Consider the following 22,026-nt stretch of genomic DNA (forward strand, 5'->3'; position numbering starts at 1 on the left):
CTTGAAAGGCTTTTTTATGGATGCTTTTATCTTTTTATTCCCTGTTCTTAAGCATGATCCATCCGGACCAGTTCATCTGAATTTTTGATTTAGGGTATTCAAAATTAAATTTATACCAGTAAGTAGCTGTAGGCAGTTTCTTTCCTCCTACTGTTCCATCCCATACGGGTTTTTCTTTTGAGAATCTGAACATTTCCACACCATATCTGTCATAAACGGATCCGGTAAAGTTTTTGAATTCTCCAAGAGCCTTAAGGTCCAGAACATCATTAACACCATCATCATTTGGTGTAATGATATTATTGATCTGTAATGTATAGAAATCAAATGTTCCTACACAATGAGTTCCTACCCTTCTTACCAGTACGGTATAATTTGTATTGTCTAAAAGACTTGTGAAAACATTAGACGGCTGCCAGGTGATTCCGTTATCTATAGAATACTCTAACGTACTTGGAGTATTGTTCATCGGAGGATTTTCGGCAATAATAGTCACCATTTTTTTAGCACTTTCATAATTTACGGCAGTCACGAAAGGTGTAGCTGCACCTCCCACTTTTACAGTAAAGATTTTTTTACAGAACCCGTTATCGATTTCTACTGTATAAATACCCCAGCTATCAACCGATATAGTCTGCGTTGTAGCTCCTGTACTCCATAAATATTTATAATTAGGGCCCGCGCCTGCATCCAGAGTAATACGGTCACCCAGACACATTTCTATATCTTTTAACGGAGAAGTGATTTCCGGTGTCACCTCTACTTTTATAGTAGCAGGGTTTAATGAACGGCATCCTTTTGTTCCTACAGCATAAACAGTGAATGTTGTAGTTTGATACAAGGTTATAGTCTGTGTATTTCCAGTACCTGAGAAATTGCTCCATTGGTAAGTTACACCTCCTTCAGCGGTCAACGTTACACTTTCTCCCGGACATATTTTTATTCTTGAAGATTTTAGACCAGCTGTAGGTGTAGTTTCTTTGAGTAGCTTTAATTCTATCATTTTGCTACAGAATCCCCCATTGGAAACTACCGTGTAAAGGATTTGCCCGTCTGTACCATTATAATTTAAAATATTTTGAATATAGTTGTTATTTTGAGCCACTGCATCTGCCTGATTTACATAGAATCTGAATACAGCTCCCGGTGTCGGACTGATAGATGGCATGGCATTCGTCAGGTCAAAGGTAGTAATATCCGGTGTCGTACAGAGTAACAGTGTGGCATCCTGTGCCTGCGGAGTCGTTCCTCCATGAATTTCTATGGTTGCTTTCCCCGGACAAGGATTTCCGGGAACACTTACTTCTATGGTATATGTTCCTGGCTGTACAGCAGTAATACTGTTTGTGGTAGCACCCGGAACAGGAGCTCCGTTCAGGAACCATTGATATAATAAATTAGGATCGCTTACTGATGCTGTGATCACCTGTGGTACATTATCACAAACATTAATATCAGAAGGTAGTGTGGCACCACTAGGGTCTAAAAGTTCTACCCCTATATTAAATGATCCACCTTCCAGAAATACAGCTGAATCGTAGGAATGGTCTTCAAAGCTACCAGGAGCAAAATCAGCGACTACCATTTTAAAGTGGTATTCCTGACCTGCTATTACTGTGGCTGTGGCTGTAAGAGGAATGGTTCTTCCTTCAAAATTGGTTTCAATATTAGTTGGATTATAACCTGCGAAAAACTGTTCGTTGACAGCAGCACAACCTCCAAAAGTTCCCGGGATTAGTGGATGGATATTGGTGATACTTACAGGGCCTGCACCACCCGGAAGTACTGCCATATTCTGGTATGGACCTCCTGATGTAGGTCTTAGGAGAATAGCAAATGCATCTGCATAGCTACATGGAAATGAACCTGTATATTCTTCTGATGCCAGTATATAATTAAATTTGATCTGGCTGGTGGTAGGAACAAAATCGAATTCCAAAAGAACACCATCCGTAAGCGTTCCGGTAGACCCTACAGCCTGAGCCAGATCAGAATCCGTTCCGCCGCCGTTATTGTCACCCAGAAGTCCTTCGGAGCTGTTTCCTCCTCTTCTTGCTTTTCCTGTAGAAAGTACGATTCCGTCTTTGAAAGGGAAATTGGTGGTTGCCTTATGGAAATACCCCCATGATCTGTCAGCATCTGTCACCGCATGGTTAGGAGTTATCTTTACGTTGGTTACAGTAGGAGTTACACAAGTATTTGTTCCTGAAGAGATCAGGACATCTTTTACCAGCTGCGTAATGCTATAGGCAGATTCTGCATATCCAGGAGCGTTAATATCAATAAAGCTACCCGCTTTTTGAGTAGCTGATCCGGAAGCTTTTTCTTTGGGAGGCTTACGGGGCCCGTTTATTTGAGAATATGAAAAGGTCGAAATGACTAAGAAAAATAAAAAAAATAAGAGATTTCTTCGCATAATACTTTTGTTTCAACAAATTTAATTTATTTTCAAATATATCATCTATTTTTTACCTTTTTTTTAACATTAAAAAAACAAACCTTCCAAATATGGAAGGTTTGTCTGTTAGTTCCTGTTTTTTAGCAATATCCAACCTGAACGCTGTTCGAGCTTTTTACTTGCCGGATTTTCCCACTGTACTTTATACCAGTATGTGCCAGTAGCCAGATTCATCCCTTTTAAAGATCCCCTCCAGATAGCATCCGTTTTTGTTGCCTTGAAGAGTTCAGCTCCGTACCGGTCAAAGATTGATGCTGCAAAATTATTATATCCTCTAAGTCCTGAGAAATCTATCGTATCATTCACTCCATCCATATTGGGAGTGATCGCATTGCTGATCACAAAGGTGAAGTAATCTAATGAATTACCACATTTTGCATCTTTAACCTTTACCATCAGATGGTAGTTGGTATTATTTAAAACATTATAGAATATATTGGATGCCTGCCATACCACACCACCATCTATAGAATATTCTAAAACGCCTCCCGTAGGATTGCTGGTTGTAATAGTAAGCACATGATTATCATAGACTACATTCGTGAACTGTGGCAGATCCGGATTTAATAATTTCGCAGTGAAAACCTTAGAACAAACACCATTACTGATGGTAACCGAATATGTCCCAATAACATTGGTGGATATGGTTTGGGTAGTTGCTCCCGTACTCCAGAGATAGGTGTAATTTAGACCTGCCCCAGCATCTAAAATACCTGTATCTCCTGCACAGACATATACATCCTGTAATGTAGATACAATGGCTGGTACCACTTCGATGATCACTTTTGCTGGTAAAACAGAGCTACAGCCGTTGCCTCCAAGGGCAAAAACTGAGTATTCTGTAGTCCCTGTCGGAGAAACCACCTGAGTATTTCCGTTACCAGGTAAGCCTACCCAGTTATAGGTAAATCCTCCGGTAGCAGTAAGCGTAACAGACTCTCCTGCGCATATCTTTGTTTTTGATGCAGCTATACCTGCAGTGGGCGGTCCAACTAAAACAGTAACTGTGGCTGGAGTTGCGGAAATACAGCCGTTAGCACTTACTGCAAAAACTGTGTATACTGTATTTGTCGTTGGAGAAACTACCTGGGTATTTCCGTTTCCAGGTAAACCTACCCAGTTATAGGTTACACCTCCGGAAGCTGTCAATGTTACTGATTCTCCTACACATATTCTAGGTTGTGAGGAGACAACAGTAGCTGTTGGCAGGGCCGTATTTTGTGTTACCGTAACGGCAGCTGTGTACGTACATGTCAAATTTCCAGGCTGAGATACATTAGAAACTGTAAGGGTATAAACTCCTCCTGCATTAACTACAGGATTAAGTGTATTGGCCCCTGATACAATATTTCCACCTCCTGTTGCTGCCCAGGTAATGGTAGATCCTGCCGGCACTACAGATGCTGAGGCATTTAATGTAGTTTGAGGGGTTGTACAGGTAATTTGCTGTGGTGCAGCTATAGTAAGAGTTGTTTCGGCTGTTCTCAACAATTGAAGTGAAACCACATAGTGACATCCTCCGTTTTTCACCAAAACATAAATAGTCTGATTTCCTGGCGGAGCATATGCGGTAGGCGTTGCAATAAAATTAGCATTCCCTGCAAGAGCATCAGCCTGAAGAACATAATAAGTAAAAGTAACACCGGCACCGGCAGCAGTAATCTGACTCTGGGCGGTTGTTAAATCATAGGTAAGTCCGGGCGCATAGCATTTGTGCAGTACTGCATTCTGTACAGTGATCGGTTGTGAAACTTCAATAGTTATTGTTGCCGGGTTCTGAGATACGCATCCATTGGCTCCTACAGCAGTGACTGTATAAGTCGTGGTCGCAGTGGGAGATACGGTCTGTGTATTTCCTGTTCCCGGAAGAGCAGTCCAATTGTAAGTAGTACCTCCTGATGCTGTTAAAACAACTGATTCACCGTTACAAATCTGTATTTTGCTTGCCGTAAGCCCTGTAACAGGTGGAGCGCTGTCTCCTGTAACGGTCACATTGGCAACAGAGGTACAGATAACAGTTCCTGGCTGATAAGTATTTGATATTGTTAAGGTATAAGTTCCGGGAGCATTAATAACCGGAGTTAATGTATTTCCTCCTGAGACGATATTTCCTCCGGTAGTGGTCCAGCTAAAGACAGATCCTGTAGGATATACAGAAGCTGAAGCATCTAAAGTTGCCTGTGAACTGGCACAGGTCAATACAGGTGGTGGCAAAATAGACGCAGTTACCTGAGGTGCTTTAATCAGTTGTAATTGGGCCACCTTGGAACAGAAACCATTTTTTACCAGAACATATACCGTCTGTCCTCCCGGACTTGAGTATGTTGCCGGATTGGGAATGGTATTTGTATTTCCGGCAAGTGCATCTGCCTGATTCACATAATATGAAAACGTTGCACCCGGGGTTGTACTTATAGAAGACTGTGCTGAAGGTAAATTAAAATTTGTATTTCCTGCCGCATAACAGGCTGTTAAGGTTGCATTCTGTACGGTAGGAGAAGTTCCACCCACTACTGTAATTGTTCCTATTCCGGGACATGTATTCCCCTGAATAAATACCTGAACGCTATATACTCCAGGCTGTGTGGCCGTATAACTTGGTCCCGTTTGGCCAGGGATAGGATTATTATTTAAAAACCATTGATAGGTAACGTTAGGAACCTGTACTGAAGCTGTAAATGTCTGAGAGGCATTGTCACACATATTGACAGAGGAAGGAAGCTGCACTCCTGCAGGATCCAAAATTTTCACACCAATATCAAATGAACCTGCTTCCAGAAATACTGCTGAGTCGTAATTTCTATCACTAAAGTCAGCTAAAACCATTTTAAAGTGATAAGTCTGACCTGGAATTACGGTAGCTTTAGCAGTTAGAGGGACTGTACGTCCATCAAAGTTAGTTTCAATCAATGGGTTATTGATTCCTGCAAAATAAGACGGGTTAACCGCTCCACAGCCTCCGGGAATTGCCGGGTGGATATTGGTCACACTTACTGGTCCCGCCCCTCCAGGAAGTACGGCCAGATTGGTGTAGGTAGGATCACTTGCTTTTTTTAACAGTAAGGCAAATCCGTCTGATTTGGTACATGCAAACTGGAACCCAGGTGCGTATTCTTTGGATGCAAATAGGTATCTAAATGTAACTTCCGTAGAAGCTGGTACAAAATCAAATTCAATGTAGGTGGCATCTCTCAAGTCAGCAAAGTTAATACCCAAAGCGGTGGCTAAATCTGTATCTCCTAAAGTATTGATACCATCATTTAAAAGTCCCTGATAGGTATTCCCAGCTTTTGCTGCATATCCTGTTGAAAGAATAATTCCTTTTTCAAATGGAAAACCCGTGGTTCCTTTATTGAAAAATCCCCAGCTTCTTCCGGCATCATTAACCGCTAAGTTAGGGGAAACGTTGACGTTGCTTACGTTGGAGGTAGAACAAGCTCCTCCGGATATCAGTACATCTTTTACAAGTTGCGTAACGCTGTAGTTAGACTCCGGATAATTGGGGGTATTTACATCTATAAACTGACCCGCTTTCATAGAAATTGCATTAGCCTTTTTTGCAGCTATCGTAGCTCTGTCTATGTTTTGAGCAAAAACAAAACTACCTATCAGTGCAAAAAATGACGCCAAAAATAAATTTCCAATCCTCCTATTTAACATTTTATAGTATTTTAAACAAAAATACTATTTTTTTTGATTGAAACTTAATTTAACACAATTTACATTATCATCCATACAAGTTTATTTATTCTGCAATATAAATTCGCTTTATTTAAAGATAATAAAAAAGGCTGGCAATTATGCCGGCCCTTCTGTATATTACATCAAAAGATTATTCGAGGTTTTTAAGAAGAATCCATCCTGTTTTCACGGCTGTCTCTTTACTGGCAGGATCCTGATAAGTGACCTGATACCAGTAAGATGAGGTTGGCAAACGTTTTCCCTGGAAAAAGCCATCCCAATACGGTCTGGTTTTTCCGGCTTTGAATACCTCTCTTCCGTAGCGGTCAAAAACAAGACCTTTGAAGTCTTTATAACTGCTTACTCCGCTAAAATCAATAATATCATTAACATTATCTCCGTTTGGCGTGATCACATTCTTCATGACGAACGTAAAATATTCCAGGAATCCTACACAACTGGTGTTCTTTACTTTAACACGGATTGATATGACTGTATTTTTAGGAACATTCGAAAATACATTGGAAGCCTGCCATGTAAAGCCATTGTCTACAGAATATTCCAATGTTCCGTTACTAGGATTGCTTGCCGTAAGAACCATAGTTCCATTATTGTTATAGTCAACTTTTATAATCTGAGGTACTCCGGCACGTATGACCTGAGTCTTAAATTCTTTGAAACATACTCCATTGCTTATCATTACGGTATATTCCCCCGGAGTTCCTACAGTAATTGCCTGGGAAGTCTCGCCTGTATTCCATTGGTAAGTATACCCGGGACCGGATCCGGCATCTAAAAGGATCATATCCCCTTCACAGATCTGTCCTCCTTTCAATGAAGACACAATAGCTGGTACTACATCAATCGTAATGGTTGCAGGTTGCAGAGATCTGCATCCTTGTGCTCCGATCGCATATACTGTATAAGTGGTCGTCTGAGTCGGGCTTACCGTCCTAATTCCTACGGTGCTGGAAGTATCTCCCCACTGATAGGTTACCCCGCCGGAAGCCGTTAATATAAGAGATTCTCCTTCACAGATTCTCAATCTCGGTGCATTAAGCTGAGCAACAGGAGTTTCTTCTCTCCTCAAGGTCAGCGTTACAATCTTACTACAGAATGCTCCGTTTGAAACTAATACATATATAACCTGTCCGTCTGTACCATTATAATTGGTGGTGTTTGTAATGAAGCTGTTATTTTGCGCCTGCGCATCAGCCTGATTTGCATAAAAACGGAATACAGCTCCAGGTGTTGTACTTATCTGCGGTTTTGCAGTTTCCAAATTAAACGTATTCAAAGTAGGAGTAGCACAGAGTTTCAGTGTTGCATTTTGAGCAACAGGAGAAGTTCCCCCTATGATGGTAATGCTGGCTTTCTGACATTCTGTTCCGCCTACAAACGTCTTTACTTCATATACTCCCGGTGAATTGGCTATATACACCGCATTTGTTGCAAAAGGGATAAATACTCCATCCTTATACCATTTATAGGTCATTCCAGGAACGGCAGATACCTGAGCTTTTAAAGTCTGTGGTGTATTATCACACATATTCAAAGTTGCTCCCAGAGGATTTCCGTTACTGTCAACGATGGTCATTCCGATGTCAAATGATCCACCCTGCAAAAAAACTGCAGAATCATAACTATTATCCACCGCATCTGCCATCACCATTTTAAAATGATAGGTCTGGCCCGGAACAACTGTAGCTACTGCCGTAAGAGGAATGGTTCTTCCTATGAAATTGGTTTCGATATTCTGAGTATTCAATCCGCCGAAGTACTGCTCATTAATGGTTTCCCCATCACACCCTACTCCCAGTGGTACAATATTAAGAACACTTACCGGTCCTGCTCCATTGGGAAGAATGGCTAAATTTTCATAGGTTGGGTCCCCTACTTTTTTCAGAAGGAGCGCAAAACCATCCGCAAAGTTGCCACACGGAAATCCACTTGTATACTCTTCTGAAGCGAATAAGTAATTAAATTTAACCTGGTTGCTGTTTGGAACGAAATCAAATTCTAAAGACACCACATCTTTAAGGTTACCCGGAGGGTTGATAGCCGCTACCAGATCAGGATCATTCATCCCGGCTCCAGGAACGATATCGCTTAATGTAGATGCTTCCAATCCATTTCCAGCTCTTCTTGCTTTACCGGAAACAAGCACAACTCCGTCAGTAAAAGGAAAATTAGTAGTTCCTTTATGAAAATATCCCCATGCTCTTTCTGTATCTGTTGGAGGCTGATTGGGTGATATGGTTACATTGCTCACATTGGGGGCTGCGCAGACAGATCCTCCGGAAATCAGTACATTTTTTACCAGCTGATCTATGGTAAACGCGGAAGGTGCATACGTAGGTACATTTACATCAATAAATGCACCTGCTTTTTTACTCTGGATGCTAAACTTTTCGAGCTGCGGCTTTCTGTTCACTTTCTGGGAAAATGCAGAAACAGAAGCCAATAGAAACATGGTAACTAAAAAGTAATTATTCAGTCTATAACCTAACATTTTATAATTGTTTGTTCAAATGTAGCAAAAATATCATTAAAAACCATCTTCTTTAACCACATTGAAATAATTTACCACCCATATTCATAATAAATATATTTTATAATTAAATATTCCACAAAAATAGTAGAGTTACATTTTGAACTTAAAAAACGGCAAAAAAACAGATCGGTTCATTCGTACCGATCTGTTTTTATATTATTACGATAATCATTCAATTATCTAGTCTTTTCCATTATTCTTTTTTCAGCTGCTCTATTTCTGTCTGAAGCTGGCTGATAATATCTTTTAGTGCTTTGATCTCGTTTTTATTGGAGTTTACATTGCTTTTAAGTATCACATTCTTAGCTCTTTCATTATTATCTTCGTCATCTTCATCCTCGTTGATTTCTTCGATATCTTCCTGAATATCTTCAATATCTTCATTGATTTCTTCAATGTCCTCACTAATCTCTTCGATATCTTCCTGAATGTCTTCAATATCTTCACTGATCTCCTCGATATCTTCCTGGATATCTTCAATTTTCTCATGACTTTTATTAACGGACATCTGAATGAAAATAGCAAGATAAATGGCTTCCAGCGAAACAACAGTTGTAAGAATCAGAAGCATTTTGTCAAACTCAACAAGATTGAGCATGGGCAAAAGAAATGATGTAATAAAGAATAATGTATGAACGATAAGTGAAGGAATAGAACCTACCCACCACGTAATACCGTTTGCTATTTTTTCTAAGACTTCTGTTTTTTCGTTTTCTTTTTTCATCCTTTCCTGTGTTATAAGAGTTCTTTGGTCACTCCGAGTCCAAATAGTGCAAAATCATATTTAGCCGGATCATTTTCATCAAATTTTCTAATGGCTGCATCCAGTTCCTCTACGGTTTTCCAGTCATTCTGCTTTCTGGAAACCAAGCCGAGCTTTCTCGAAATATTCCCCGTATGTACATCCAGAGGAATCGATAAATGTTTCTGGTCTATATTTTCCCAAATACCAAAATCTACGCCATGTTTGTCTTTTCGTACCATCCATCGCAAGAACATAATAATCCTTTTGGATGAAGAGTTTTTGTAAGGCGAACTGATGTGTTTATGACTTCTGTGTTTCTCAACTTCCAGAAAGTTATTCCTGAATCTTTCAATAGCATGAAAGAAATTGGTTTCCTTATCTTTTACGGTAAATAAATTTTCCAGACTTTCATTTTCTTTGTACACCTTATTGAACTGCTTGATGAAGTAAGCAAAATCCTGGCCGTTAAAAGTTCTGTGGATACTTTTGTCCTGAAGAATTTCCAAATCTTTTTCGGAATAATTCAGTACAAAATCGTAAGGAGAATTTCCCATGACATCCAGCATCTTATCAGCAGATTTGATGATTGACTTCCGGTTTCCCCACGAAATAGTGGCCGCCAGAAAACCGGCAATCTCTATATCCTGTTTTAAAGTAAAGCGATGGGGGATCTGTATTGGGTCATCTTCAATGAAGTCTGGACTATTGTATTGATCTGCTTTTTCGTTCAAAAAGCTTTTTAATTCTTCAAAATTAAGCATACAGGTTTTCAATTTTTACGCTTTCCAAAGCTTTCGGTAGATAGCTATTGGGAAAAACATTTCTGGCTTCATCCGTAAATACAGTAAGGTCTGCATATCGATTCGAAAAATGTCCCAGAATAAGTTTTCCTACTTCTGCTTTTTGGGCAATCGTTGCAGCTTCCAAAGCGGTTGAATGTCCGGTATAATCGGCCATTTCTTTCAGATCATGCAGGAATGTGGATTCATGATAGAGAACCGTTACATTTTTAATAATCGGAAGTATACTTTCGAGATAACGGGTATCGCTGCAGAAAGCATAGGAAACGGGAGGTGCCGGGTCAAGAGTCAGTACTTCATTTTTAAGAACGTAACCATCGCTCAGCACAACATCTTTTCCGGCCTTTATATTGTGATAATCACAGGATTCTATTTCGCTGTACTTGGCTATTTCCTTCATGTTCAAGTGTCTGTCTTTCGGTTTTTCTTTAAAAAGGTAACCGTTACAGTATATTCTGTGATCCAAAGGAATGGTATATACTTCTACCCTGCTGTCTTCATAGATCATTTCGGAATAATCTTTATCCAGCTCATGATAAACCACCTCAAATCCGCGGTGTGTTTCTGTAATCTTAAAGATGGTTTCCAGCATTTTCTTGATCCCTTTGGGACCGTAGACGTGCAGAGGCATATCCCGTCCAAGCAGACGGAAAGAGGCAATAAGCCCCGGAAGGCCAAAACAATGATCCCCGTGCAGGTGCGATATAAAGATATGATTGATCTTTGAAAATCTTGCTTTTGCTTTTCTCAGCTGTACTTGCGTTCCTTCTCCACAGTCGATCAGAAAGTGTCTTTCTTCTATTTCCAAAAGCTGAGCTGTTGGCGAAGAATTAATGGTCGGAATAGCTGAATTAAAGCCTAGTATCGTTAAATAGGTACTCAAATCAATAGTTTATTGTAACAAATGTACGACAGAAAATCTAAACATATATTTTAGATTTAATTTTAAATACTGAAAAGCATAGGATTTTTAAAAGGACGAAAGCTGTATGGAATTGCTTAAGCTTTCTAAAAACCAGTGGCTTTTTACGTTATATCAATTGATCCTTTACTTTCAAAAAATCAAGGAACAGATCCAACGCCTGTTTGCGGTGACTTATCTTGTTTTTATCATCAGGATTCATTTCTGCAAAAGTTCTGTCATATCCTTCAGGGACGAATATAGGATCATATCCAAACCCTTTATGCCCCTTATTTTCTGTTAGTATATTTCCATGAACTCTTCCTTCAAAGTAGCGGGCTCCATTTTCATCATAATAGCATAAAACCGTAATGAAATATGCTTTTCTATTTTCCTCACCGTCTAATTCGCCTAAAACCTTTTCCATGTTTTTCGCAAAATCATGGTCTCCTGCATAACGTGCTGAAAAAATTCCAGGTCTGCCATCTAAGGCTTCAACTGCAAGACCGCTGTCGTCTCCCAAACTTGGAATTCCCGTTTTCTCAAAACAATATTTCGCTTTGATCAGAGCATTGGCATTAAAAGAATCGCCATCCTCTACAATCTCTTCATGAATATTATAATCTGTGAGACTTTTTACCGTAAAATCATTTCCAAGGATCTGCTGGATCTCTTCTTTTTTGTGTGTGTTGTGTGTGGCAACCAATAATTCCATATCTATATTCATTTTTGCTCAATTCGTTTTTGTCCGTACATCTTGTTGCGGCTAATCCTATTTCTGTTTTGTATTATATTTCAGCATAATGTACTTTATACTTTTTCGTAAACAGATAATAGAATAAAGAAAAAAGTACAATTCCTACCACCAAAATGATCCATTCTGAAATTTTGAAAGCATCTGCGAAACTTTCGCTTTTGGTATAGGTTACCAACAATGAAGAACACAGATTATTGAATCCGTGCAGCAACATCGGAAGCAGCAGAGACTTTGTTTTATGATAAACCAGTCCCAGTACGCAGCCCAGCAAAACCGCACCTACAAACTGCCACGGATTTCCATGAACCAGTCCGAAAATAATGGACGCATAGAAAATGGCTCTTCTGGGGTCTACTCCTTTATTCACCAATCCTTTCTGAATAATTCCTCTGAAAATTATTTCTTCAAAAATAGGCGCCATGATCACGGTCATAATGATCATAATCACCGGTTCAAAGGTGAGCTGCTCCATAAGCTGCGAGAAATATTCATAATATTTCCCCCAGAATGGCCCTGTTATAGGAATAAGAGAGGTGATAAATTCTGAAATAAACATCATCCCGATCATCATAGGAAATATCAGGAGATAGGTATAAAAATTCGTTGGTGAAAAGTTGAAATTCAGTTTTTTCCCTGTTGAAGGCCTTACGATGAAAAAGTCAAAAAAGGCAATAGCAGTCAAAAATCCTGCGGCATTGGTCAACATTAAAAACCAGTCTTTCAGTTCGAGGTTTTCTCTGAAAGCCATTTTCCAGAAACTGCCGAAAAAAGAAACAGCTATTGTTCCTATGAATAATCCTGCCAACAAGACAAGACCACCGATCCAGGTGAAAGTAAACTTCGGATACCTGCTATTTTCCATGCTATTTCTGTAAAATTTATAAAAACAAAGATAATTTTTTTGAAAGCCTTAAGCAACTAAAAAAAGAAATACTTATTTTCTTCTATCCATTTCAATCCCAATAAAATCGAGCCCGGAAAGGCCCTTCCCAAGCAATAGAATCCAGGATCAGTCTATTCCTCAAACATCCCAAGTCTCCACCTTATATCCTACACCTCTTATCCTGCATCCCGGATCTCGTAGCCTGTATTCCAACCTCTCCACCATTTATTCTCGTAAATTATTTGAAACCTCGTAAAAAATCCCGATTTTTGCAACTTCAAAATACACTATGTCAGACTTAATCAAAGAAATACAAAAAAGAAAGACTTTCGGGATCATTTCTCACCCGGATGCCGGAAAAACAACCCTTACGGAAAAATTACTTCTTTTCGGGGGTGCAATCCAGGAAGCCGGTGCGGTAAAGTCCAACAAAATAAAAAAAGGAGCTACCTCCGACTTTATGGAAATCGAAAGACAGAGAGGGATCTCCGTAGCGACTTCTGTATTGGCTTTTGAATATAAAGACCATAAAATCAACATCCTGGATACGCCAGGTCACAAAGATTTTGCTGAAGATACATATAGAACTTTAACAGCCGTAGACTCTGTAATCGTGGTCATCGACGTTGCAAAAGGGGTTGAGGAACAGACTGAAAAATTGGTGAAGGTCTGCAGAATGAGAAATATCCCGATGCTTGTTTTCATCAATAAGCTAGACCGTGAGGGTAAAGATGCCTTTGATCTTTTGGATGAAGTGGAGCAGAAATTAGGACTAAGAGTAGTTCCGTTATCTATTCCCATAGGTATGGGAAGTGACTTCCAGGGAATCTATAATATCTGGGAAAACAATATTCAGCTTTTCCTCGAAGAAAAAAAACAGAAAGTAGGTGAGACCGTTAAATTTGACGATATCAATGATCCTTCAATAGATGAGGTGATCGGAGAAAAAGCCGCTCAAGACCTAAGAGATGAGCTGGAACTTGTACAGTCTGTGTATCCTGAATTCAGCCGTGAAGAATATATGTCAGGTGATTTACAGCCTGTTTTCTTTGGTTCGGCTTTAAATAATTTTGGAGTTCGTGAGCTACTGGATGCATTTATTGAAATTGCACCAATGCCTCAGCCTAAAGAAAGTGATACACGTCTTGTAAAACCGGAAGAAAGTAATTTTACCGGATTTGTGTTCAAAATCCATGCGAATATGGACCCAAAACACAGAGATAGACTTGCTTTCGTGAAAATTGTTTCGGGAACATTCAAAAGAAATGAAAATTATCTGCTGGTAAGAGAAAACAAAAAGATGAAATTCTCTTCACCCAATGCATTCTTTGCTGATAAAAAGGAGGTGGTAGATGAAAGTTTCCCGGGCGATATCGTAGGTCTTCATGATACGGGAAGTTTCAGAATCGGAGATACATTGACAGGGGGTGAAAAATTAAGCTTCAAGGGAGTTCCTAGCTTCTCGCCTGAACATTTTCGTTATATCAACAACAGTGATCCGCTTAAAGCTAAGCAATTGGCAAAAGGTATTGATCAGCTGATGGATGAAGGGGTTGCCCAGCTATTCACAATGGAAATGAACAACAGAAAAATCATCGGGACTGTGGGAGCACTTCAGTATGAGGTGATCCAATACCGTTTGGAGCATGAATATGGTGCTAAATGTACCTACGAACCACTTTCTATGCATAAAGCATGTTGGGTGGAAGCTGATGAAAAATCTGAAGAGTTTAAAGAATTTGCAAGACTGAAACAGAGATTCCTTGCAAGAGACAAATACAATCAGCTTGTATTCCTGGCAGATTCATCATTTACAATTCATATGACACAGGAAAAATTCCCGAATGTGAAACTGCATTTTATCAGTGAATTTAATAATGAGTAATATTAAATTCCATTAAAAAAAAACCGTTCATCTGAACGGTTTTTTTATTGAATCTATTTGGATGATTTACTTAGGTATCATCATTAATTTTTTAACAATCTTTTCTCCATCTACAGTAACATGAATCATATAGGATTCGGTAGGTAAATGTTTTAAGTTAATCTGTTGCAGATCCTGGTCAAATATATATTTGGTCTTTTTAGGAACAATCAGTTTTCCATCCATTGAAAATAATTCGTAAGTAATAACGTAAGGACGCAACGGAACCTGTCTAGGGAAATCTGCCTTAATATAAACATAACCATCATTGGAAGGCACAGGATATATCATCAGCCCCTGGTAGATTCTTGTAGGGATTACCGGATTCCCCGGATTTGGACCGGGAGTTACGATCACTGATGAATTAATTGTGAAATTTTTCGAATTGACATTTAAAAATACATTCTCTACAGCTTTCACCATAATTCTGGCATTGTTCGAAATTGTTCCAAGACCGCCCGGAACCGTATAATTATAAGAACCATTATTAGGAGTGCTTGCCACCAAAACAATTGGGAACGTAAGACCGCCGTCTTTTGACAACAGGATCGTTACATTAGGTGTGCTTACAGGGGCTGCCGTTGTATTGGCAACATCCCATGTAATTGCATATGACTGACCTTCAGTCCAAACAACGCCAGTAGCATTTTGTGAAGTAACCACAAAAGGTCCCGCAGCATCCACAACGGTAAGTTTGACATCATCACGTCCTGTCTGGCCTCCCAGAGGATTATTATCTCTTACAAGAACTGAAAAATTAAGATCTCTCCCTCTTGAAGCAAGCTTCTCCCATGCTTTCACATCTGTGGGAGCTACAATTGCAGGGTCATAGCCGGAAACAATGGTTGACAGTCTGGGAAAGTATCTTGAAGGTGATGCTGTAGGCATTACCGACCTGAAAAGAGGTCCCACTGCATTTACCGGTTGGGGAGGCATAGCCACAACTCCAAAATCAGTTTGTTCCCAGGTATACGTAAGAGCATCATTATTGGCATCCGTTGCAGTTGCTGTTAACATAAATGGGGTACTCTTCGGTATGCTTCTATCTACGCCGGCATTTGCAATGGGCTCTGCGTTTGCAATTGGCGTTTTAACACCGCAGTTAGAGGTAGAACCTGAAGTTAACCTGGTATACATTTCTGCAATACTTACTGCATGAAAATACGCATCACTATGGGCTTGTACATTGGGAGCACAAATACCGGCATATCCCATAATAGAGCTTGCACTTCCCGGCTCTACCGATGTAGGGGTGTTTCTGTTACAGCCATTATTTTGCGTGTGGTTTGCCCCAAACTGATGTCCCATTTCATGGGCTACATAATCTATTACAAAAGGATCACCTACGGGAACTGCAGAACCTGTAACTCCACCCGCTTTGCTATTTCCACAAATGGAAGGAGTGGCTGCTAAACCATTATCATTTCCTGCATTTGCCTGAAAGAACAAGTGTCCGATATCGTAGTTGGCAGCACCAATAATAGTATTGGTAACCGTGATATTTTCACTTAACATCTGGCCTGCATCCAGGGCATTAAAAGTATCTGTACTAATAAAGAATAAAGAATCTGTATTCGGAATAAGCTGCAATCTTACTGAAATATCTTTTTCAAAAACTTCATTTAATCTTGTTACAGCCAGGTTAACAGCCGCAAGAACTGCTATTTTTTTCTGAGCATCCGTTCCCGAGCCTACACCGGCTTGTCCTGCAATATAAGCAGTGTATTCTGTTGTCGTTGTAATAGCCAGCCTGTACTTTCTGTTTAATCCGTCAATAACTGTTTTCTGGGTATTTAAAGCTGATTCATTCAGTTCACTATTTCCATTAAAAAGACATTCAAACTGATTAGTAGATGACGCATTTTTTCTGTCATAAAGTTTATAAACCTTATTATCTATTGTATAGGGATCGATATAATAAATTCCCTGATTATTTCTGATCATACCATTAAATCCAAAATAAGGATCTATGGTAAACTTTAAAATTGCTGATTTGTCACCTTTTTTGAAGCCAGTATAAGACCGGATCTCAGAATATCTGTTCTGAAGGTCGGGATGCATCGTTGATGATTCGAAAACCTCGTAGGTGTCGAAACCTCCTTCAAGGTTTGGAAAATTCAACAGTACTCCTTTCTGAGACAAATGCAGGTCACTGTCCGGCAAATTTTTGAGCTGATTTTGAATCTCACTGACATTAAGTTTAAACAAAGCGAAATCAGTAATCCTTACATTACTTTCACGAATTTCACTGTTGATTTTTGAGTCAGTTTTTTTCCAATGATTTTTTTGAGCAAACCCCACTGCTGAAAACATGAGTAAGGTACCCAAAACTAGTAATTTTTTCTTCATCTAATTTTTTTATAAATTAAGAGGTTATTAGTTTAACACCTGAAGGAACTTTCCCTTCAATTTTAAGAATCAGTATGGGATTCTTTTCTTTATTCAATAAATATTCTTCGTTATTAATTTCTTTATAATAAATATGTAAAACAGATTTCTCTTCTTCTACCTTCTCTATTTGAATATCTCCGTATTGCTGTGTTTTTAATGTAGGTTTCAACACAAGAAGAAACTCATTTTCAGACAGTGTAGGAATTGGTTCTGACCGGGAAAATCTCTTATCTTCCATCACCCTGTATAATTTCAGTGTTTCTTCAAAAGATTGTAAAATTGTATACTCTTTTAATGGTATATTTCTATTCAGTCTTCGTACTTCTGAAAATTTTATTCCACTACTATTTCTACTCATTACTGGCTCTGTTTTAACTATATTTTTTGTAGCAGAAACGTTTGTACAACCTGCCCCACCTCCAAATCCAAACAAAAACAACAGAAAGATTAACAAAAATACTCTTTTCATTATTAAAATATTAATACGCAAATGTAAATATTCAAAACGCTAATTATGGATATTTTTTTAAAAAATTATCAAATAATTGTTAAATAAACCCAAAAACATAATAACGAGTCGTTAAAATTACACAATTGTTAAAAAAAATGATCAGTTGAAAGACAAAAGTAGTTGCCCAACCGCATATCTTTATAAATATGCATCTGTAAACAGCTTGTTATGCATAAGTTTCAATTAAAAATAAAAACCGTTCAATGTGATATTGAACGGTTTCTTTTTATAACAAAAACTTGTATTATTTTTTGATAATCAGCTTTTTGGAAATTTTCTGACCGTCTTTATCTACCTGAACAATGTAAACACCTGAAGGAAGATAAGATAGATTAACTTCCTCACGGATCTTACCACCCTTCACTTCTTTCTTAGCATTGACTAATTTTCCGTCCATTGCAAAAACAGTATATGAAATACCGTTTCCTGCCTCTGTTTCGATGGTGAAGATTCCTTTTGAAGGATTCGGGTAAATTCTTATTCCGTCTTCCGCTTTTTCAGTTTCGCTGGTTCCTAATGTAGAAGTGATCGTAAAGTTGGTTGTATTCACATTTAAGAATACATTATCAATCGCTTTGATCATGATTCTTGCCGTTGAACTTGTTCCTAAACCTCCCGGAACATTAAATGTATAAGAACCGTTGTTTGGTGTACTGGCTACCAGTGTATGAGGGAATGTAAGTCCTCCGTCTTTAGAAAGCAGGATCGTTACATTCGCTGTATTTACAGGAGCTGAGTTTGTATTGGCTACATTCCAGGTAATGGTCTGTGGTGTTCCTACATTCCATACGACGCCAGCTGTATTCTGTGAACTTACTGTAAACGGCCCGGCAGCAGTAGATACGGTAAGCTGGATATCATCACGCCCAGTCTGCCCACCCACAGGTTTGTTATCTCTCACCATTAATGAGAAATTTAAATTTCTTGCTACTGTAGACAGTTTTTCCCATGATCTATAATTTGAAGCTGTAATCATGGCAGGATCGTATCCTTCCACAATTGTTGAAAGTCTTGGGAAGTATCTTGTAGGAGATGTTGTTCCCCACATGGATCTGAACATTGGTCCTATTGTATTGGTTGGTCTCGGAGGCATTGTGGCAGCACCGGTATCAATTTGTTCCCAGTTATAGGTAATTGCATCACCATCCGGATCAGAGCCTACACCTGTCAAAGCAAACGGAGTTCCCATCGGGATCGTTTTATCTGGTCCTGCATTCGCAGTTGGTTCACTATTTCCTGTCGGTGTATTCACTGAACAGTTTCCGCCTGTTCCGGTAATTCTGGTATACATTTCACGGATACTTACCGCGTGGAAATAGGCATCGCTATTATTTTGAACGTTTGGAGAGCAGATTCCTGCATATCCCATGATAGAACTTGCACTTCCTGGCTCTACTGAAGTTGGGGTATTTCTGTTACAACCATTATTCTGAGTATGGTTGGCTCCAAACTGATGCCCCATTTCGTGAGCCACATAATCGATTATAAATGGATCTCCTACCGGGATTTCGGAACCTGTAACACCTCCTGCTTTCACACTACCGCAAATCGCAGGAGTGTAAGCAAGTCCATTATCATTTCCTTGAGTAGCCTGGAAAAACACATGTCCTATATCGTAATTATTAACACCGATAGCATTATTGGTTACCGTAACATTCTCATCAATCATCTGATAGGCATCCAGTGCATCAAAAGTATCTGAAGCAATGAAAAACAGCATATCTGTATTGGCAACAAGCTGCAATGTTACTGAAATTTCATTTTCAAATACCTGGTTAAGACGCGCTACTGCTAAATTAACCGCCGCAAGTACAGCTGCCTTTTTCTGCGCATCAGTTCCTGCTCCTACACCAGCCTGCTGGGAAATATAAGCCGTATATTCTATTGTTGTACTGATTGCCAATCTGTATTTACGCAGCAAACCGTCTATAACGGTTTTTCCATGTACATCAGGAACCAGATCAACCAAAGGAGAATCTCCTTTAAACAGACATTCAAAACGGCTCTGAGAAGCAGCATTCTTTCTGTCATATACCATATAGGTTTTGTTATCCTGAGAATAAGAATCAATATAGTATATTCCTTTTATCCCTCTCACTACTGCGTTTAGTCCGAAATACGGATCATAAGTAAATCTGATATTGGTCGCAGGATCTCCTACTCTTTGCCCCACATAAGATTTAATGTCAGCATATCTTGACTGAAGCTTGGGATCCATTGTAGATGCTTCAAACACTTCATAGGTGTCGAATGTTCCCTGATCATTTGGAAATTTCACAAGGATTCCTTTCTCCGAAGAAAGTCTGTTTCTGTCTGGTGCCAAAGACAGCTGATGTTTCAGTTCATCTGTATTTAGACTGACCAACTGGTAGTCTGATGTTCTTACATTCCTTTCTCTGGTTTCTTTTACGTTTTTCTGCGAAGTCCTGCTCCAAGTATTCTGCTGCGCTACTGCTGTTCCCGAAAGAACCAGAAGACTTGTCAGAAGTAATAATTTCCGTCTCATATTGTATTTTAAATTATGGTTAGTTTAATTTTTTTAGGACTGTCAATGACTTTAAGTATGAGTATAGGATTAGACTGTTTCTTTTCAGCGTACTCTTGATTTTCAATTTCTTTATAAAATACATTTAGGGTAGAACCTTTTTTTTCTAGTTTTTCAACCTCTATGTCGCCGTTTTTTATTCTTTTTAGTTTTGGTTTTAAGATCAAAAAATATTCGCCTTCTTCTAAAACGGGTATCGGTGCTGATCTTGAATATTTGGAATCATTAAGTTTCATATACAACTCTTTGATTCCTTTTGTAGAAGTAATTACTGTATATTCTTTCAGGTCATTATTAAGATTAAGTCTTCTTATTTCGGTGAATTCTACTTTTTCCTCGTTTTTACTTTCCTGATTCATACTCGAAATATTTTTATAATCAGCGCAGTTAAACACTAAAAAGATCAAAAAACTCAAAAAAAGAAAACTTTTAATACATAATCCCATAAAAACAAATATAAAAATTATTTAAACATGAATGCATTATTTCTATTATCATTTTCTACAACTAAGATTCTTAAAATGAGACAATAAGCATTTTATTTTGTCTCATTCCCTTTGCATCATCAGAACGATAATACAGCATCTCATAAAACAACAAATAATTTGTAAAACAATTGTAAAACAAATACAAACCACTATTTTTCAGTGATTTAAATATTTACCAGAATAATACGTTCGATTTACAAAAATCTGCGCCAGTACACCGCTAATTTTACTTCATCAAAAAATTAATGTTATGAAAAAGTTCATAGTACTGGTTGCTTTATCAAGCACTTTTATCATGTGTAAGAAAGGAGAAGCTGCACAATCTCAGATTGAAAACACGTTACATGCTGCGGACAGTGCTGCAGCTGCAGTAAATGAAACGGTGAATTCTATTCATCATACAGCAGATAAGGTTCTGGATTCAGCTCATATCAAAATAAAAGACTTTGAAGATACAAAAGGTGAGATTCAGCAGACCATAGAAAGTACTGCCAAAATAGTAGATTCTTTATCTGATAAAATTGCATCCACAAAACTGGAATCCAAGATTGAGAAAAAAGACTCAACAGAGAAAAAAACTGAAAAGATCGTTGTTAATGTTCCTGCTCCAAAAGTGATCAAAGAAACCAAGATCATTTACAAAGACCAACCTAAAAACGACAGCTACGAGCTTAACACTCCTAAAAACAGAATGGTAAAAACCGGATTGCTGTCTGTAAAAGCGGACAATGCAGAAACCGTAAAAGAGCTTGTAAAAGAAGAAACGCTAAAAAACAATGGGTATATAAAAAGTGAGGAACTTTCCTATATTACCGTAGAGCCAGCCAGACGCGAGTCTTCCTACCCTGAGACCAACCAGAAAGTCTATTATATGGATATTAAAGTTCCCATCCAGAATTTCGACGATTTAATGAATGATCTGAGCAGCATAGGTGATGTAGACAATAAAAACATCCAGGTTTCCGGAAATAGCTATACGGATAATACGTTATGCAGCATAGCCGTAACCCTTACCGATAAATCCGACCATGAAAAGGAACCTAAAAGTTTCGGTGGAAAATCACTGGCAGCCATTTCATCCGGCTGGGGTGTTATAACTTCAATCTTTCTCTTCATACTACCTTTATGGCCTCTGTTTGTCATCGCAGGCATAGGATATTATTTCTATAAGAATAAGAATAAAAATAAAAAAACGACAGACAATAATCCTCAGTAATAATAGAATCCATCTTCGATGGATTTTTTTAATATTATTTTAATCAATGAAGTCATTTAAACTTTTCCTATAAAAAAGGCTTGCTTATTTTTGTGTTGCGAAACATAAAAAAAGAAAGCAAGCCAATGATGTACCAAGTACTAGACAAAGATATAATAGAAACTGAGATCGT

The 22,026-nt window shown here is 38.6% G+C and carries 14 protein-coding genes; 2 read left to right on the plus strand and 12 right to left on the minus strand.

Translation table 11 applies throughout. The features are described 5' to 3' along the window. Window positions 1–34: 34 nt before the first annotated feature. The 8 genes from HHL23_RS17060 to HHL23_RS17095 all read right to left on the minus strand — a co-directional run bounded on the left by HHL23_RS17060 (window position 35) and on the right by HHL23_RS17095 (window position 12,758). Window positions 35–2,416: a choice-of-anchor L domain-containing protein gene (locus HHL23_RS17060; protein ID WP_169235995.1), complete on the minus strand. Its 2,382-nt coding sequence runs from the start codon at window positions 2,414–2,416 to the stop codon at window positions 35–37. A gap of 108 nt (window positions 2,417–2,524) precedes the next feature. Then, on the minus strand, window positions 2,525–6,118 hold the full coding sequence (locus HHL23_RS17065; RefSeq protein WP_169235996.1) for a choice-of-anchor L domain-containing protein: 3,594 nt from the start codon (window positions 6,116–6,118) through the stop codon (window positions 2,525–2,527). 172 nt (window positions 6,119–6,290) lie between these two features. Continuing rightward, window positions 6,291–8,651, minus strand: coding sequence for a choice-of-anchor L domain-containing protein (locus HHL23_RS17070; protein ID WP_169235997.1), 2,361 nt, complete (start codon window positions 8,649–8,651; stop codon window positions 6,291–6,293). Between the two features lie 235 nt (window positions 8,652–8,886). After that, entirely contained in the window at window positions 8,887–9,417 is a 531-nt protein-coding gene (locus HHL23_RS17075; protein ID WP_169235998.1) for a DUF1003 domain-containing protein, read from the minus strand. An 11-nt stretch (window positions 9,418–9,428) separates the two neighbouring features. Further along, window positions 9,429–10,199: a TIGR02757 family protein gene (locus HHL23_RS17080; RefSeq protein WP_169235999.1), complete on the minus strand. Its 771-nt coding sequence runs from the start codon at window positions 10,197–10,199 to the stop codon at window positions 9,429–9,431. After that, a complete protein-coding gene (locus HHL23_RS17085; RefSeq protein ID WP_169236000.1) occupies window positions 10,192–11,121 on the minus strand; it encodes a ribonuclease Z in 930 nt (309 codons plus the stop codon). The genes HHL23_RS17080 and HHL23_RS17085 overlap by 8 nt, the downstream gene beginning before the upstream one ends. A gap of 148 nt (window positions 11,122–11,269) precedes the next feature. Beyond that, window positions 11,270–11,866, minus strand: coding sequence for an RdgB/HAM1 family non-canonical purine NTP pyrophosphatase (rdgB, locus tag HHL23_RS17090; RefSeq protein ID WP_194306314.1), 597 nt, complete (start codon window positions 11,864–11,866; stop codon window positions 11,270–11,272). A gap of 61 nt (window positions 11,867–11,927) precedes the next feature. Beyond that, complete coding sequence (locus HHL23_RS17095) at window positions 11,928–12,758, minus strand: CPBP family intramembrane glutamic endopeptidase (protein ID WP_169236001.1); 831 nt, start codon at window positions 12,756–12,758, stop codon at window positions 11,928–11,930. Between the two features lie 310 nt (window positions 12,759–13,068). On the opposite strand from HHL23_RS17095, the gene HHL23_RS17100 reads away from it, so the two are divergent. Then, the gene (locus HHL23_RS17100; protein ID WP_169236002.1) at window positions 13,069–14,664 is read left to right on the plus strand and encodes a peptide chain release factor 3; all 1,596 of its coding nucleotides are present in this window, start codon (window positions 13,069–13,071) and stop codon (window positions 14,662–14,664) included. Between the two features lie 66 nt (window positions 14,665–14,730). Here the strand turns inward: HHL23_RS17100 and HHL23_RS17105 are convergent, their stop codons facing one another. The 4 genes from HHL23_RS17105 to HHL23_RS17120 form a co-directional block, all read right to left on the minus strand. After that, window positions 14,731–17,052: a reprolysin-like metallopeptidase gene (locus HHL23_RS17105; RefSeq protein ID WP_169236003.1), complete on the minus strand. Its 2,322-nt coding sequence runs from the start codon at window positions 17,050–17,052 to the stop codon at window positions 14,731–14,733. Between the two features lie 16 nt (window positions 17,053–17,068). After that, on the minus strand, window positions 17,069–17,563 hold the full coding sequence (locus HHL23_RS17110; protein ID WP_169236004.1) for a hypothetical protein: 495 nt from the start codon (window positions 17,561–17,563) through the stop codon (window positions 17,069–17,071). Between the two features lie 286 nt (window positions 17,564–17,849). Continuing rightward, window positions 17,850–20,111, minus strand: a complete 2,262-nt coding sequence (locus HHL23_RS17115; protein ID WP_169236005.1) for a reprolysin-like metallopeptidase — start codon at window positions 20,109–20,111, stop codon at window positions 17,850–17,852. A gap of 8 nt (window positions 20,112–20,119) precedes the next feature. Further along, on the minus strand, window positions 20,120–20,509 hold the full coding sequence (locus HHL23_RS17120) for a hypothetical protein (protein WP_169236006.1): 390 nt from the start codon (window positions 20,507–20,509) through the stop codon (window positions 20,120–20,122). A 379-nt stretch (window positions 20,510–20,888) separates the two neighbouring features. Between HHL23_RS17120 and HHL23_RS17125 the strand changes: the two genes are divergently transcribed. Then, the gene (locus HHL23_RS17125) at window positions 20,889–21,854 is read left to right on the plus strand and encodes a DUF4349 domain-containing protein (RefSeq protein WP_169236007.1); all 966 of its coding nucleotides are present in this window, start codon (window positions 20,889–20,891) and stop codon (window positions 21,852–21,854) included. The last annotated feature ends 172 nt before the right edge of the window (window positions 21,855–22,026 follow it).

Origin of the sequence: Chryseobacterium antibioticum (genome assembly GCF_012927325.1) — a bacterium.
GTDB lineage: Bacteria > Bacteroidota > Bacteroidia > Flavobacteriales > Weeksellaceae > Chryseobacterium > Chryseobacterium antibioticum.

Bases quoted from the DNA above. Each gene is read 5' to 3' on its own strand.
- rdgB (WP_194306314.1), bottom strand. From the start codon at position 11,866: ATGAATATAGATATGGAATTATTGGTTGCCACACACAACACACACAAA.
- HHL23_RS17080 (WP_169235999.1), bottom strand. From the start codon at position 10,199: ATGCTTAATTTTGAAGAATTAAAAAGCTTTTTGAACGAAAAAGCAGAT.
- HHL23_RS17060 (WP_169235995.1), bottom strand. From the start codon at position 2,416: ATGCGAAGAAATCTCTTATTTTTTTTATTTTTCTTAGTCATTTCGACC.
- HHL23_RS17065 (WP_169235996.1), bottom strand. From the start codon at position 6,118: ATGTTAAATAGGAGGATTGGAAATTTATTTTTGGCGTCATTTTTTGCA.
- HHL23_RS17125 (WP_169236007.1), top strand. From the start codon at position 20,889: ATGAAAAAGTTCATAGTACTGGTTGCTTTATCAAGCACTTTTATCATG.
- HHL23_RS17115 (WP_169236005.1), bottom strand. From the start codon at position 20,111: ATGAGACGGAAATTATTACTTCTGACAAGTCTTCTGGTTCTTTCGGGA.
- HHL23_RS17110 (WP_169236004.1), bottom strand. From the start codon at position 17,563: ATGAAAAGAGTATTTTTGTTAATCTTTCTGTTGTTTTTGTTTGGATTT.
- HHL23_RS17095 (WP_169236001.1), bottom strand. From the start codon at position 12,758: ATGGAAAATAGCAGGTATCCGAAGTTTACTTTCACCTGGATCGGTGGT.
- HHL23_RS17070 (WP_169235997.1), bottom strand. From the start codon at position 8,651: ATGTTAGGTTATAGACTGAATAATTACTTTTTAGTTACCATGTTTCTA.
- HHL23_RS17100 (WP_169236002.1), top strand. From the start codon at position 13,069: ATGTCAGACTTAATCAAAGAAATACAAAAAAGAAAGACTTTCGGGATC.
- HHL23_RS17105 (WP_169236003.1), bottom strand. From the start codon at position 17,052: ATGAAGAAAAAATTACTAGTTTTGGGTACCTTACTCATGTTTTCAGCA.
- HHL23_RS17120 (WP_169236006.1), bottom strand. From the start codon at position 20,509: ATGAATCAGGAAAGTAAAAACGAGGAAAAAGTAGAATTCACCGAAATA.
- HHL23_RS17075 (WP_169235998.1), bottom strand. From the start codon at position 9,417: ATGAAAAAAGAAAACGAAAAAACAGAAGTCTTAGAAAAAATAGCAAAC.